Origin of the sequence: Gilliamella sp. wkB292 (assembly GCF_001690235.1) — a bacterium.
Taxonomy (GTDB): Bacteria; Pseudomonadota; Gammaproteobacteria; order Enterobacterales; family Orbaceae; genus Gilliamella; species Gilliamella apicola_F.
In genome coordinates, this window is sequence record NZ_LZGO01000068.1 from 121766 (window position 1) to 135949 (window position 14184).

At 35.4% G+C, this 14184-nt stretch carries 15 protein-coding genes; 6 read left to right on the forward strand and 9 right to left on the reverse strand.

Annotation, left to right across the window (positions count from 1 at the left end):
* Positions 1-21 precede the first annotated feature (21 nt).
* Together A9G09_RS09185 and A9G09_RS09190 are read left to right on the forward strand one after the other, a co-directional pair.
* Positions 22-1071 (forward strand): GNAT family N-acetyltransferase, encoded by a 1050-nt coding sequence (locus A9G09_RS09185; RefSeq protein ID WP_065634550.1) that lies wholly within the window; start codon positions 22-24, stop codon positions 1069-1071.
* The gene (locus tag A9G09_RS09190) at positions 1068-1940 is read left to right on the forward strand and encodes an arginase family protein (protein ID WP_065634526.1); all 873 of its coding nucleotides are present in this window, start codon (positions 1068-1070) and stop codon (positions 1938-1940) included. Before A9G09_RS09185 ends, A9G09_RS09190 begins: the two co-directional genes overlap by 4 nt.
* A 78-nt stretch (positions 1941-2018) precedes the next feature.
* Here the strand turns inward: A9G09_RS09190 and A9G09_RS09195 are convergent, their stop codons facing one another.
* Genes A9G09_RS09195 through A9G09_RS09210 form a run of 4 tightly spaced genes read right to left on the reverse strand, consistent with a single transcriptional unit; the run spans position 2019 to position 4340 of the window.
* Positions 2019-2408, reverse strand: a complete 390-nt coding sequence (locus A9G09_RS09195) for a multidrug efflux SMR transporter (protein WP_065634527.1) — start codon at positions 2406-2408, stop codon at positions 2019-2021.
* A gap of 1 nt (position 2409) precedes the next feature.
* On the reverse strand, positions 2410-2766 hold the full coding sequence (locus A9G09_RS09200; RefSeq protein WP_065634528.1) for an EamA family transporter: 357 nt from the start codon (positions 2764-2766) through the stop codon (positions 2410-2412).
* Positions 2766-3599 carry a carboxylesterase gene (locus tag A9G09_RS09205; protein ID WP_065634529.1) on the reverse strand — a complete coding sequence of 278 codons (834 nt, stop codon included), beginning with the start codon at positions 3597-3599 and terminating at the stop codon, positions 2766-2768. The genes A9G09_RS09200 and A9G09_RS09205 overlap by 1 nt, the downstream gene beginning before the upstream one ends.
* A gap of 12 nt (positions 3600-3611) precedes the next feature.
* Positions 3612-4340: an MtnX-like HAD-IB family phosphatase gene (locus A9G09_RS09210; RefSeq protein ID WP_081297533.1), complete on the reverse strand. Its 729-nt coding sequence runs from the start codon at positions 4338-4340 to the stop codon at positions 3612-3614.
* Between the two features lie 156 nt (positions 4341-4496).
* Here A9G09_RS09210 and A9G09_RS09215 point away from each other — a divergent pair, with 156 nt between their 5' ends.
* The 4 genes from A9G09_RS09215 to glnS all read left to right on the forward strand — a co-directional run bounded on the left by A9G09_RS09215 (position 4497) and on the right by glnS (position 9883).
* Positions 4497-5225, forward strand: coding sequence for a winged helix-turn-helix domain-containing protein (locus tag A9G09_RS09215; RefSeq protein WP_065634530.1), 729 nt, complete (start codon positions 4497-4499; stop codon positions 5223-5225).
* Positions 5222-6565, forward strand: a complete 1344-nt coding sequence (locus A9G09_RS09220; protein ID WP_065634531.1) for an ATP-binding protein — start codon at positions 5222-5224, stop codon at positions 6563-6565. The genes A9G09_RS09215 and A9G09_RS09220 overlap by 4 nt, the downstream gene beginning before the upstream one ends.
* Positions 6566-6687: 122 nt before the next feature.
* Positions 6688-7899: an MFS transporter gene (locus A9G09_RS09225; protein WP_065634532.1), complete on the forward strand. Its 1212-nt coding sequence runs from the start codon at positions 6688-6690 to the stop codon at positions 7897-7899.
* Positions 7900-8197: 298 nt separating this feature from the next.
* Positions 8198-9883: a glutamine--tRNA ligase gene (glnS, locus tag A9G09_RS09230; RefSeq protein WP_065634533.1), complete on the forward strand. Its 1686-nt coding sequence runs from the start codon at positions 8198-8200 to the stop codon at positions 9881-9883.
* A 394-nt stretch (positions 9884-10277) separates the two neighbouring features.
* On the opposite strand, the gene A9G09_RS09235 is transcribed toward glnS, so the two are convergent.
* The 5 genes from A9G09_RS09235 to A9G09_RS09255 form a co-directional block, all read right to left on the reverse strand.
* A complete protein-coding gene (locus A9G09_RS09235) occupies positions 10278-11288 on the reverse strand; it encodes a sel1 repeat family protein (RefSeq protein WP_141671564.1) in 1011 nt (336 codons plus the stop codon).
* A gap of 270 nt (positions 11289-11558) precedes the next feature.
* A complete protein-coding gene (locus tag A9G09_RS09240) occupies positions 11559-11840 on the reverse strand; it encodes a hypothetical protein (RefSeq protein ID WP_065634535.1) in 282 nt (93 codons plus the stop codon).
* A 17-nt stretch (positions 11841-11857) separates the two neighbouring features.
* Entirely contained in the window at positions 11858-12589 is a 732-nt protein-coding gene (locus A9G09_RS09245) for a DUF2931 family protein (protein ID WP_065634536.1), read from the reverse strand.
* Positions 12590-12717: 128 nt separating this feature from the next.
* Positions 12718-13449: a DUF2931 family protein gene (locus tag A9G09_RS09250; RefSeq protein ID WP_065634378.1), complete on the reverse strand. Its 732-nt coding sequence runs from the start codon at positions 13447-13449 to the stop codon at positions 12718-12720.
* 128 nt (positions 13450-13577) lie between these two features.
* Positions 13578-14184: DUF2931 family protein (locus A9G09_RS09255; protein ID WP_065634537.1), on the reverse strand; the 607-nt coding region annotated here is incomplete at its 5' end.

Consider the following 14184-nt stretch of genomic DNA (forward strand, 5'->3'; position numbering starts at 1 on the left):
TCAGTTAACATTTATATCGTTATGAAATATATTAATCAGTTAGAACCTAATGAATTAATAGACAATTTTTTAAATCATCCTCCACATAATTTTGCTGCTTGGCTAAGTGATGGTGGTGTGCCTGTTTTTTCAGCAAAGTTCGATTTATTGACAACAGCTGATGATAATTTCAAAAATAAAATTGAAAAATTACCACTATCCAAAAAATGGCGGCACTGGTTACAACCTAAAACATGTTTTGTTGGGACAACTGTCTCTGAATATGGAATGCTCAATGATAAAGTTGATGCAAAAAAATTAGCGGGTAATCTAAAAGCGAGTTACAGCAAAGAATATCCTTTTGTTATTGTTAAAGATTTACCTTTGTCTTCCCCCTTATTGAGTGATAAAGATAATCAATATTCTGCCGAATTTATATCGGCGTTAAAAAATCAAGGTTTTATTGAAGTTGAAGGACAAGCATTAGCTTGGTTACCTATAGATTTTGATAGCTTAGATGAAGTTTTTTCACGTTTTTCATATAGTCGTCGAAAAAATTTTAGGCGGAAATTAAAATCTCGCCAAAAGCTAGAGATTAATGTTTTAAATAGTGGTGATGAATGTTTTTTTAATGATGCTGTTTTAGATAAGTATTATCAGCTTTATCTTAATGTTTATCAGCAAAGTGACGTCCATTTTGATTTGTTAACTAAACCATTTTTTGTGCAATTATTACAGAACAAATCTGCTCAAACACGTATTTTTACTTATTATCATGAAAATGAACTTATTGGTTACAATATCTGCTATGTGGTCAATAACATGTTAATTGATAAATATATTGGTATGGTTTACCCCCAAGCTCAAAATCTCAATCTCTATTTTGTCAGTTGGTTTGTTAATCTTGAATATGCAGTTGAGAATGGCTTTAGTCACTATATTGCCGGTTGGACTGATCCCGAAGTTAAAGCATCACTTGGTGCCAAATTTACGTTAACAAAGCATTTAGTTTATATCCGTAATCCTTTATTAAGAGTGGTAATACGTAAATTGATTGGTCACTTTGAAAGTGACAAGGAGAAAGTAGCATGAAATGCCCTATAATTCTCGACTTTGATCAAAGTGTCGGTGAAATTAGTGATGCTAAAAAAATAGATTTAACCGCTTGGCAAGAGACTCTGCGTTTTGGATGCTCTCGAACTAAATTTCAACAATTTAGCGCACAACTTCAACAATTTTTACCTGAGCATTATGGTACAGTTTTGATGGGAAGCGGGGATTATCATCATATCTCACTATTATTGATTGCGCGTTTAGCGAAATATTACTCAGCAGAAAATCCCATTGAAGTGATAATTTTTGATAATCATCCCGATAATATGCGTTACTTATTTGGTATTCATTGTGGCTCATGGGTAAGTTATGTCGCAAGCTTACCGTTTGTTAAACACGTGCACGTATTAGGTATTACTTCACATGATATTGGCATTAGTCATTTTTGGGAAAATAGATGGAAACCACTTTTTCATAAAAAACTCACTTACTGGAGCCTAGGTGTTAATGTGTCATGGGCAAAAAAAATAGGTTTAGGTCATGCTTTTCGGCATTTTTCTACTCCAGATGATCTTATTGCGAGTTTTTTATCTGAACAGTACCACAATGCAGAACCAGTTTATTTATCGATCGATAAAGATGTATTAAGTGAAGAGGTTATTCATACCAATTGGGATCAAGGTCAGTTACAGACTTACCACTTAATGGATGTTATTTCATCGATTAAACAGCGTGTTATTGGTAGTGATATCACCGGAGAATTGTCAATATGGCAACCATCAAACTGGTTTAAGCGTTTTTTAAGTTCGTTAGATAAACAACCAATCATACCGACTGATAAGCTACAAGCTTGGCAAAGCGAACAACATCAACTTAATTTGACCTTGTTAAAAGCATTAGCAATATAATTGAAAAAATGAGATTGAAAGTTAGGTGTTTTAATAAAAAATCACCTACACTTTTTTGTTTAATAATTTAGGTTGAATTTAATGATTGTTTTGTTGAGTTAATTTGTTTTCAGCTATCGCTAAAAACACAATTCCTGACACGATTAATATTGTTCCAATCAATTTAAATAAGGTTATTGGCTCATTAAATAACCAAATTGATGCGATCATAACTGTTACCACTTCAAAATGAGAAGCGGCAAAAGCGGGTCCAACTGGTGCTTTTTTTAGTAAAGTCATCCAAGTAAAAAACGTGAAAATATAACCAGCAATTGATATATAGATCCATGGATTAGTAAATACGCGAACCAGCCAATCAATACTCATCGCTAAAGGTTCAGCGTGAATTGCTGCTAATTTAAAGCTGCATTGTGCAATCGTATCAAAAATGAGTAATACTGTGAATCCAATTAAATAAAATCTAGCCATATTAAGACAATCCCACAAAAATAACGCCAGCAGTGATTAAAAGCATACCAACAATACGATGAAAGGTGAGAAGCTCCTTAAAAACAATACGACCAACCAACATGATGGTAATAATATTAAATGAGGCCAGTAAAACACCCTGCGACAGTGGAACTAAGGTTAAAAATGCTAACCAAAGTAGGAATTCAGCAACATAGGATATAATACCAATCCAAATCCAATGATTCTTTGATAAATCGATCCAATAGTACCAACCGTCACGATTATTTGTTGAAGTTGCAGCGAATTTGAAGGCGATTTGCCCTAACGTATCAAAACAGATATTGCTAACCCAAAGTATGATGACTAGTGGTGACATTAAGTGTTTGTTCCTTCTACTATACCGTTAAAAAAAGAAACACATTCTTTAATCACTTCGCGGCGTTGAGAGTCAATTGTGATTAAATGATAACTCTCATTTAATACGATTAATTTTTTAGGTCCCGACACATGCTTTTCAACTAATTTGGCATTGGTTTCAATATTAGCGATATCATCATTACCCGAATGCATAATTAAACAAGGCGAGGTAACATTCGGTAAAATTTGTCGCACATTTTTTGCCAATAGTTGCATTTCAGCTAGCGCCGGGAAAGGATTACCAGCAAGACCGGCAGACGCCGCATCGCCACTAAGCATACTTTCTGAAACGACAGCACGAATTCGTTCATCTTTAAGCCCATAAGGCGGCTTTTCAATAAAAGAAACTTTTTGAAAAATACCTAATTTTTTAAAATAGACAAGTAAGAAAAAGAATTTTTTTGCCCAAAAAGGCATACTCCAACCATCATAATAAAAAGTGGGCGCAAGTACACCAACTCCTTTGATTTGTTCAGGTCTGTCAGCTGCTAACTTTAAAGCTAGAAGTGCGCCCATAGATAATCCAGCCACAAAAATATTATCTACATGATTGGCTAAATAATCTGCGCCATCTTGTACGCTTTTATACCAATCCTGCCAAGTGGTTTTACAAAGATCGGCTTCAGTCCCACAATGGCCAGCTAATTGTATTGCATAAACGGTGAATCCAGCTTTATGTAGGCCATTTGCTAAAATTCTCATCTCATTTGGTGTACCCGTTAATCCATGAATTAAAAGCACCCCATTTTTATTACCTGGTAAAAAGTAAGATAAATCTTGAATTGTACTCATTATTATTTCCTATTATTTTACCATCACAGTTGGAATAAGTGCTTGCTGTGACTGTTTTAAAGCTTGGGTAACATCAGAAAAGTATTTAATAGCACTATGCTCAATATTATTTTTTTGGCAATAATGAATCAATTTATCTTTGGCAAAAACAAAATCGACATTATGAGAAACACAATAATCAGACGTTCCATCACCGACATAAAGAATTTGTGGAAAATATTGCTGTTTCTTAACGTGATTACATTTACAATTTCCACTTTGTTTAATGCAATCCTTATTAGCATAAGGAAACTCAAGACGCCAGCTACGTTTATTATCGTGTAATAATCTATTAGCAAAAATAGGTAAATTTTCAATGCCATGACGTTTTAACACAAATTCAATTGCATAATCTAATCCGTCGCTGACAACGTGAACGGGTATATTGTTTTGATCAGTATAATCAATGAATGCTTTAAAGGTTGGATCTATTTCAATTTGTGATAAAACTTCATTAAGTTCTGCTAAACTGGCATCCATTAAAGCAATTTGCTTACTCATGCACTCTTGAGAACCGATTTTACCATTCACCCATAACTCTTCAAGCTCGTCACATCCATCTTTACCGAAATGATTGAGTAAAGTATCTGTTACATCTTTAACACTAATGGTACCATCAAAATCACACAACACGATTGGTGTATGATGTTGTGAATAAGATGGATGAAATAGATGACTTGTAATTGATGAAAAATTATTCATTTTTGAAATTAAATAGCCTATTTATCGATATTGCCGCAAATTTTCTCATAGAGTGATTTCAAACTTTGTAGGCTCTTTGTATATATTTTGTAACGAGAATAAAATTGCCTGTATAATAAGACCTTTCTACTTACCGTTACCATACTGAGAATAAGAATGAGTGAACGTATACTAATTATTGAAGATGACCAGCGACTTGCTAATTTAATACAAGTTTATTTGATTCGACAAGGTTATCTTGTTCAATGGCATAATAGTGGTAATGGTGCAGAAGAAAAAATTCAACAATTTAATCCCGATTTAGTCATTTTAGATGTCATGTTGCCCGAAAAATCTGGTTTCGATATCTGCCGTGATATACGTACTTGGTTTAATAATTACATTCTTATTATGACAGCAAGTGAAGATAATATTGATGAAATTGTCGGTTTAGAACTGGGGGCCGATGACTATTTGGCTAAACCTGTTGAACCAAGATTACTACTTGCTCGTATTCGAGCGCTGCTCCGGCGAAAACAGATTGAATTAGACAAAGATAGCAGTAAAGAAGCGACCACTCCGCTTAATAACAAAACATTAGTTTTTGATAATCTTACTATTGATGGTGAAAATCGTAAGGTGCTATTACAAGATCAAGAAATTGATTTAACCACCGCTGAATTTGATTTGCTTTGGTTACTCGCTGTTAATGCCGGTAATATATTGACTCGTGATGATATTTTTTCTCAAGTTCGAGGAATTGATTTTGATGGTAGTGATCGTTCCATTGATGCTCGGATTTCTCGGCTACGTCGAAAATTACTTGATGATCCCGATAATCCATCACGCATTAAAACAGTAAGAGGCAAAGGTTATTTATTTATGCGAGAAGGGGATAATCATTGAGCCAATTATTAGCAAAACCGCTTTTTTTTAATCGCCGCATTGTATTTTATCTGGTCATTTTGCTTTCATTGCAATGTATCATTGCTTATGGTGCATTACTAGTCTTTGATTCTTTACCCTCATCATTAACCGATATGCCAGATGATCATATTGTGTTTCGTGAGTCACAACGAGGCACAGTCAATCTGATACGCATGCGCATTAATGAAAATAAAAATCGCCCCCTTCAAGAAGTGGTTAGTGAATTACAACCCTATTTTGGTTATCCAATAACCATTTTACCCTCTAATACGCCACTGCCTGAAACTGTACACAACGAGTTAAAAAAATTAGGTTTTTCGTATGATGGTGATGGAGAAGTGGTGTACATCGATTTAAAAGATGGTAATTTATTAGAACTTGGTCCAATGGTCATGCGTGACATTTTAAAATCTAACACTATGTCACTCAGTGTTTTTTTAATTATATGGGCATTATTTAGCGCTATTATCTTCTTTATTTTGATCTATTTTGCTTTTAGTGCGGTCTGGAAAGATTTAGTTAATATAAGACAGACAGCTGAGCAGTTAGGGCAGGGTAATCTTAAGGCGCGAACGGAAAATGTCAAAGGTTGGTTATTTCAGCCATTGGCTAATGTCCTTAATAACATGGGAACACATATTGAACATTTAGTTGGCACCAATCAAACTATTTCACATGCCATGGCGCATGAACTTCGAACCCCATTAGCACGTATGCGATTTGAACTTAGCATGCTTGAAGAGTCAACCGACGAACAAGAACGGTTATTACTACAAAAAGGTATGAATGATGATATTAACGAACTTGAAACGTTAATTAATGCTAGTTTAAGTTACTTTAAAATGCAGCAGAGTAATATTGAGCTAAATTTAACAGCGGTATCCCTCAAACAGTGGAGCGAAAAAGTTTGCCAATCACTCGCATTATTCAAACCAAAAGACTTTGAGTTAGTGTGTAATAGCCAAGATGTTCAAGCTGTGATTGATACAAATTTAGCCGAAACCATTGTCAAAAATTTACTGCTAAATGCTTTTAAATATGCAGCACATAAAGCGGTATTAAATATCACCAAACAAGAAAATGGCGTTGTGTTTGAAATCGATGATGATGGTCCAGGTATTCCATTTGATGCTCGAGAAAAAATTTTTATGCCTTTTGCGCGGTTAGATACCAGTCGAACTCGCTCAACGGGCGGCTATGGTCTTGGTTTAGCTTACGTAAAACTAATGGCTGAATTTCACGATGGCAAAGCATTTGTGGTGACAAGTCCGTTGGGTGGTGCACGATTTGTTGTTTCATTAAAATCGAATGATTGTTAATTATTTTTTTATAATCGATGTTTTTTTATTAAAAATACTCATAATTGTGATGTGCGAGTAATTTATTTTTTTGACGTTATCATAAGATGATATTTACTTTATGCAACGGTAAGGTGAGTAACATGGCAAGTGATTCAAAAAACTCTACTCCAAATGCTTATTGGATTAAATTAGTTATCATTTTCTTTTTGGGCTGGATTGTTATTTATGCTGGGCGATCAGTTTTAAGCCCGCTTATTGGTGAATTACAAACTCAGTTTGGCTTAAATAAGGCTGAAACTGGCGGTATAATGAGCCTGTTTTTCCTTGCTTATACCGTATTTCAAATACCTTCAGGTATATTGGGCGATAAAATAGGTCGCAAGCGTGTGCTTGTGACAGGATTCACGTTATATGCCATTTTTATTGCATCAATATATTTTGCTCCTTCTTTCATAATCTTTTTGATTCTTTGGATATTAGCTGGTGCGGCACAAGGCTGCTATTATGGACCACAATATGCGTTATCATCAGAAGCTATTCCTAAAAAATGGATAACGTTAGGCAGTGCTATTATTGGCAGTGGAATGTCATTTGGTATTGCCATGGGATATTATCTATCAAGTGTAATGATTTCAGTATTCCATAGTTCTTGGCAACTTCCGTTTGTGGTTGTTGCTATTCCAATAATAATCGTTACCTTACTGATGGCTTTGTGTATTAAAGAAAAAGTGGCTAAACCGACTGCAACACAGGTTTCACAGTCTATAAAATTTTCGGAATTGTTTAAGAACCGCAATTTGGTTTTAGCTTATATTACAATCTTTTGTTCAATATATGGTTTTTTTGTCATTATCACCTGGTTACCAAACTATCTTGAAGCAGAAAGAGGAATGGATAAATTACAAGCTTCACAAATTGCATCAATTGTACCTTGGATCTCAATTATTGGTACTTTGTTGTGTAGCTATATATCGGATAAACTTGGTCGACGTAAACCGGTAGTGTTATGCATGATGCCATTATCATTAATTGCTATTTTTTCTATTGTCTATAGTGAATCATATGCTGTATTAATTGCAGTACTTATATTATATGGTTTTATTGGTAAAATAAGCTTGAATCCAGTACTCATAGCTTTAGTTGCTGATAATGCGCCTAAAGCTTCGCTTAGTACGGCTTTTGGGTTATACAACTTTTTTGGTATGAGCGCATCAATTTGTGCTCCTTATTTTACTGGATTGATAGCGGATAAAACAGGTAGTTTAAATAGTGGTTTTTATTTAGCCGCGGCGTTAACTTTAGTGGGTATAACCGCTATGCTTTTTGTCAACGAAAAGAAAAATAAAGATTAACGTTATCTTATTATTAAAACTAAAATTTTAAACTCAATAGGTTACTCAAATATAAATAATACCCAATTTTAATAGTTGTTTTAATTATATTTGAGTAATGTCATTTTTTGGGTTGTCGTCACATGCAATTTTTAGGAAAACCATCGATTTTATAAAAAACATTATTTTGTCACAGTAAATACAAGTTTTTCCATTTCAGAAAAACAAAAAATTTGTTATATTCTTCGGTCAAAATGATAAAAAGTGACAAAACAAATTTCTAAATTCGTCATTGAAATATTTAATCAGAGGTTTTTTTATGAGCGGTTCCTTACCGACAGAGACAGAAAATCGTCCAACTAACTTTATTCGTCAAATTATTGATGCAGATTTAGCAGCAGGTAAATATAAAACCACGCATACGCGTTTTCCACCTGAACCAAATGGGTATTTGCATATTGGTCATGCTAAATCAATTTGTTTAAATTTTGGTATTGCTCAAGATTATCAGGGTAAATGTAATTTACGATTTGATGATACTAATCCAGTCAAAGAGGATGTTGAATACGTTGAATCGATTAAAGAAGATGTTCATTGGTTAGGTTTTGAGTGGGATGGTGAAATCTGTTACTCATCTGATTATTTCGACCGATTATATGAATATGCAATTGAGTTAATTAATAAAGGTCTTGCTTATGTTGATGAACTTTCAGCAGATGAAATTCGTGAATATCGTGGCACATTAAAAGAACCCGGCAAAAATAGTCCTTATCGTGATCGTAGTATCGATGAAAATTTAACGCTATTCCAACAAATGAAAGAAGGAAAATTTGCTGAAGGAAAAGCGTGTTTAAGAGCAAAAATTGATATGGCTTCCCCTTTCATTGTTATGCGAGATCCAGTGTTATATCGTATTAAATTTGCCGAACATCACCAAACAGGCAATAAATGGTGTATTTACCCAATGTACGATTTTACTCACTGTATTTCTGATGCAATTGAAAATATTACTCACTCATTATGCACCCTTGAATTTCAAGACAATCGTCGTTTATATGACTGGGTATTAGATAACATCACAATTGACGCTCGCCCACATCAATATGAGTTTTCTCGATTAAATTTAGAGTATGCTATCACCTCAAAACGTAAATTAAATTTACTCGTGTCAGAACAAATTGTAGATGGTTGGAATGATCCACGTATGCCAACTATTTCAGGTTTACGTCGCCGTGGTTATACACCTGCTTCCATTCGTGAATTTTGTAACCGCATAGGTGTAACCAAACAAGAAAATACCGTTGAGATGAGCACGCTAGAATTTTGTATTCGTGAAGATCTTAATGAAAACGCACCACGCGCAATGGCTGTGCTTGATCCCGTGAAAGTGGTGATTGAAAACTTTTCAGAAACCTTAGATGAAGTGCTCAGCATGCCAAATCATCCAAATCGTCCTGAAATGGGCAATCGTGAAGCACCATTTACCCGCGAAATTTACATTGATCGCGCAGATTTTAAAGAAGAGGCAAACAAAAATTATAAGCGCTTAGTATTAGGAAAAGAAGTCCGTTTACGTAATGCTTATGTTATTCGTGCTGATCGAGTTGAAAAAGATGCAGAGGGTAATATACAAACTATCTATTGTAGTTATGATCCAACTACCCTTAATAAAAATCCAGAAGATGGACGTAAAATTAAAGGTGTGATTCATTGGGTATCGGCTAAATTCGCAAAACCAGCCGAAATTCGTCTTTATGATCGTTTATTTAATACTCCAAATCCTGGGGCGGCTGAAGACTTTTTATCAACCATTAATCCAGAATCATTGATTATCAAAAAAGGATTTGTTGAACCAAGCCTGCAACATGCTGAAGTTGGCAAAGCTTACCAATTTGAGCGTGAAGGATATTTCTGTTTAGATAGTAAATATGCAACTGATGACAATTTAGTATTCAACCGAACAGTTGGATTAAGAGATAGCTGGAACGAAACTCAAGCTAAGTAATGATTATCGCCGACTTTAGTCGGCGTTTTATTTAACTTATTTTTAATTAAAATTAAAAAGTTATCACTTTTACGCAAAATATAATTAAGTAAATTTTAAAGCTAGTTTGGAACTATCTTTAGAATTATTATAAAAAACGCAGTCTTTAGTCAAAGAAGGGTCTGTGCTAGATAAAATTAAAAAACATTATTTAGGTTGATTATTTTTAAATGATTCCAAAATATTCAAAATTTTTGCCATAATAACATCCAATCTATTCATGCCAATTATCAGGATTAATCTTTTAAGCATCGAGCATTTAACGTTACGTTTATTCACACCATTATCCATTTGCTTCAATTTGCGATTTCTAAATACACCTTAAATTTTACTCACTACAATATAGTCAAATAAATTACGGTTTAGGATGAAAATCATCTATCTGATCTCGCCATTTATTGTAATCCCAAGTTACAATTTTAGTTTTCAGTATTTCCAAATAATCTAATGCCGCCTGTTTTCCGGTTGGGGTAAGCATTTGTTCTAAACGTTGTTGGATTTCTTTGTTATATTCCCAAACCGGTGGTAATTGCTCTGCATCCCACGCTAAATTGTTGTCTATCTCGATAATTTTTTGTTTTGCATAATCACTTAACAGTGACCAGGCATAAGCTTTAACCAGATCTTGCTCTCGACCTAATCCATAGAAATAGGCTTCAGTCATGCGCAATATGCCAATAATTGAGCTATGCTCGGCCATTAACTGCGCATAATCTATGGCTAGTTTTAAATCATCTGATTTTAATGATCTGCGGTATTCGGTTAATTTAATTATTTGTTTATACTTTTCATCCTGATAATGGTCACCTTGTTGAAATAATATTCGAGCTATCAAATCTTCGTAGCAATGATAGCCACCGTCAATGGCATAATTAAAATACTCAATACTTTTTTCTAATTGCTCATCAGGACAGGTGCGCGCCATACCTTGTTCATCATACCCACAAGTACCTATTACGTAACCATTTTGAAAGGCAAAATAGGGATATTTTAAATCGGCAAACTTATCCCATAAATACCACTGTATTTGACTATTTTTAAACACCGCTGGTTCAACTAACGGTTTACCTGCACTATCCACTAACTGATCCCGATATTTGTGCATAAACTCAGCAAAGGACATAATGATACCGTCCTCTTTTCCTCTTTTATCATAAAAATCTTTACAACTAAGAACATCGTAATAATACGGCATGGCATTTTTATCCCATTGCCAGGCATGTTTAAGAAATTTTATCAATTGGTCAGGATTAACCACACCATAAAATACGCTATGGTCAAAGGCTGAGTCATACAGCTTTTTAGCTTCGTCTATACGTAATAATTCATTTTCGGGAATAGTTGACGGGTAAATGGTAAAGTCCATAATTAAATTTTCCGGTTGATTAAGTTCATAGTTTCGTTTTTTTGAATTATCAGTATTTAAATATATAAGGCCAATACTGATAATAAGACCGAAAAAAGTGACAAAAATGATTAATTTTTTCCGTATTGATTTATTTTTTTTGGCAGTAAAACTCATTAAATATATTCCAAATCATTTTGATTAAACACATCCACCTCAACAATGAGCGCTTCTAACTGACCTTTATTAAATACTCGGCAAGGTAGAATTTGATTTTTTTCGGATAATTTTTTAATTTCTTGGTAAATAGGATATAACATTAGGTAATGTAGTAATGGCTTTAATTTTTTCATTTTCATCTTCATCTTTACAGATAAGTTTAACTGCATAATCACCAATAATATACGGTAGTGCAAATGGATTATGTGCTATTGTTTTCGCCACCATTTTTTGCAGGGCATTGCTTTTTATATACACATTACTGGCTGTCCCCAGCTCAATATCTGATTGGCTTATTCTGATGTAGGAGCTGCCACAAATTAAGGTGATTTTTTGACTAGCGGTAATGATCATTACTCGTTGCTCATAACCTAAAAATTGGGTGGATTTTTCAGTTTCAGGTATTGTCCCATGGTGACGTTATTGTACTTTTCTTGCCACGCTTTAGGCATGCCGTGTTTTTTTAACCAGGCTTTAGCTTCGGGAGTGATTTCAGTTATTTTTCCGTTCGGGTAAGGATTGGGACACACATCAGATCCTTGTGGTATCCGTTCGGTGACTCCTTTACCAAACTCTATTGACGGTGCGTCAGGGTGAGCAACGCCTATGAGCCAACCGGTCACACTGCCACCCGGGGCAAAACCAATAATAACCGTGTTATTATAACCAATCTTATTTTTATTGTAGGCTTCAGAATAGTAATGATGTGGCATTACCATTTCTTGCCGTGCCCACAATGGCACCACTAATTTTGTGCGATAAAAGGTTTGATCGGCAAAAGAGGACCAGCAAATATAAAATTCTTCCGGTAAATCAGAATACACAGGCAGGTCATTGATACCAAAACGTGTGTTCCATTTACCCGGATCCCGACTGTAATTACCCCCAGCAGCGATATTAATAATTTTATATTTATTGGATTGGGTTTTTACCATGGTTGAAAAAACTGTTGATTGAAAGTAGAGTGGATAACGACCACCAATACGCCATTCAGCGTAAGGTTTTTTGGGTAAATTGGGGTCAACTCGGTTAGTGTTACGTGAGGTATGGCAACCGGTAATAAGTATTACTAAACTGATGACGGTAATAATGCGTTTCAACATAAGCAGCAGTCCTTCTATGTTAGTGATCGGGGTGAATGAGCCGTTGCCAATCGCTTTAGTTGGCAACGAGTTTATGCCCAATTGATCAGCAAATCAGCCATTGTTTTCCCTGACTCGTTGCTCATAGCCTAAAAATTGGGTGGATTTTTTAGTTTCAGGTATTGTCCCATGGTGACGTTATTGTACTTTTCTTGCCATGCTTTAGGCATGCCGTGTTTTTTTAACCACGCTTTAGCTTCGGGAGTAATTTCAGTTATTTTTCCGTTAGGGTAAGGATTGGGACACACATCAGATCCTTGCGGTATCCGTTCGGTGACCCCTTTACCAAACTCTATTGACTGTGCATCAGGGTGAGCAACGCCTATGAGCCAACCGGTCACACTGCCACCCGGGGCAAAACCAATAATAACCGTGTCATTATAACCAATCTCATTTTGATCGTAGGCTTCAGAATAGTAATGATGTGGCGTTACCATTTCTTGCCGTGCCCACAATGGCACCACTAATTTAGTACGATAAAAGGTTTGATCGGCAAAAGAGGACCAGCAAATATAAAATTCTTCCGGTAAATCAGAATACACAGGCAGGTCATTGATACCAAAACGTGTATTCCATTTACCCGGATCCCGACTGTAATTACCCCCAGCAGCGATATTAATAATTTTATATTTATTGGATTGGGTTTTTACCATGGTTGAAAAAACTGTTGATTGAAAGTAGAGTGGATAACGACCACCAATACGCCATTCAGCGTAAGGTTTTTTGGGTAAATTGGGGTCAACTCGGTTAGTGTTACGTGAGGTATGGCAACCGGTAATAAGTATTACTAAACTGATGACGGTAATAATGCGTTTCAACATAAGCAGCAGTCCTTCTATGTTAGTGATCGGGGTGAATGAGCCGTTGCCAATCGCTTTAGTTGGCAACGAGTTTATGCCCAATTGATCAGCAAATCAGCCATTGTTTTCCCTGACTCGTTGCTCATAGCCTAAAAATTGGGTGGATTTTTTAGTTTCAGGTATTGTCCCATGGTGACGTTATTGTACTTTTCTTGCCATGCTTTAGGCATGCCGTGTTTTTTTAACCACGCTTTAGCTTCGGGAGTAATTTCAGTTATTTTTCCGTTAGGGTAAGGATTGGGACACACATCAGATCCTTGCGGTATCCGTTCGGTGACCCCTTTACCAAACTCTATTGACTGTGCATCAGGGTGAGCAACGCCTATGAGCCAACCGGTCACACTGCCACCCGGGGCAAAACCAATAATAACCGTGTCATTATAACCAATCTCATTTTGATCGTAGGCTTCAGAATAGTAATGATGTGGCGTTACCATTTCTTGCCGTGCCCACAATGGCACCACTAATTTAGTACGATAAAAGGTTTGATCGGCAAAAGAGGACCAGCAAATATAAAATTCTTCCGGTAAATCAGAATACACAGGCAGGTCATTGATACCAAAACGTGTATTCCATTTACCCGGATCCCGACTGTAATTACCCCCAGCAGCGATATTAATAATTTTATATTTATTGGATTGGGTTTTTACCATGGTTGAAAAAACTGTTGATTGAAAGTAGAGTGGATAACGACCA

Coding starts and splice junctions, on each gene's coding strand:
- A9G09_RS09185 (WP_065634550.1), top strand. CDS start 22: ATGAAATATATTAATCAGTTAGAACCTAATGAATTAATAGACAATTTT.
- A9G09_RS09190 (WP_065634526.1), top strand. CDS start 1,068: ATGAAATGCCCTATAATTCTCGACTTTGATCAAAGTGTCGGTGAAATT.
- A9G09_RS09195 (WP_065634527.1), bottom strand. CDS start 2,408: ATGGCTAGATTTTATTTAATTGGATTCACAGTATTACTCATTTTTGAT.
- A9G09_RS09200 (WP_065634528.1), bottom strand. CDS start 2,766: ATGTCACCACTAGTCATCATACTTTGGGTTAGCAATATCTGTTTTGAT.
- A9G09_RS09205 (WP_065634529.1), bottom strand. CDS start 3,599: ATGAGTACAATTCAAGATTTATCTTACTTTTTACCAGGTAATAAAAAT.
- A9G09_RS09210 (WP_081297533.1), bottom strand. CDS start 4,340: ATGAATAATTTTTCATCAATTACAAGTCATCTATTTCATCCATCTTAT.
- A9G09_RS09215 (WP_065634530.1), top strand. CDS start 4,497: ATGAGTGAACGTATACTAATTATTGAAGATGACCAGCGACTTGCTAAT.
- A9G09_RS09225 (WP_065634532.1), top strand. CDS start 6,688: ATGGCAAGTGATTCAAAAAACTCTACTCCAAATGCTTATTGGATTAAA.
- glnS (WP_065634533.1), top strand. CDS start 8,198: ATGAGCGGTTCCTTACCGACAGAGACAGAAAATCGTCCAACTAACTTT.
- A9G09_RS09235 (WP_141671564.1), bottom strand. CDS start 11,288: ATGGACTTTACCATTTACCCGTCAACTATTCCCGAAAATGAATTATTA.
- A9G09_RS09240 (WP_065634535.1), bottom strand. CDS start 11,840: ATGATCATTACCGCTAGTCAAAAAATCACCTTAATTTGTGGCAGCTCC.
- A9G09_RS09245 (WP_065634536.1), bottom strand. CDS start 12,589: ATGTTGAAACGCATTATTACCGTCATCAGTTTAGTAATACTTATTACC.
- A9G09_RS09250 (WP_065634378.1), bottom strand. CDS start 13,449: ATGTTGAAACGCATTATTACCGTCATCAGTTTAGTAATACTTATTACC.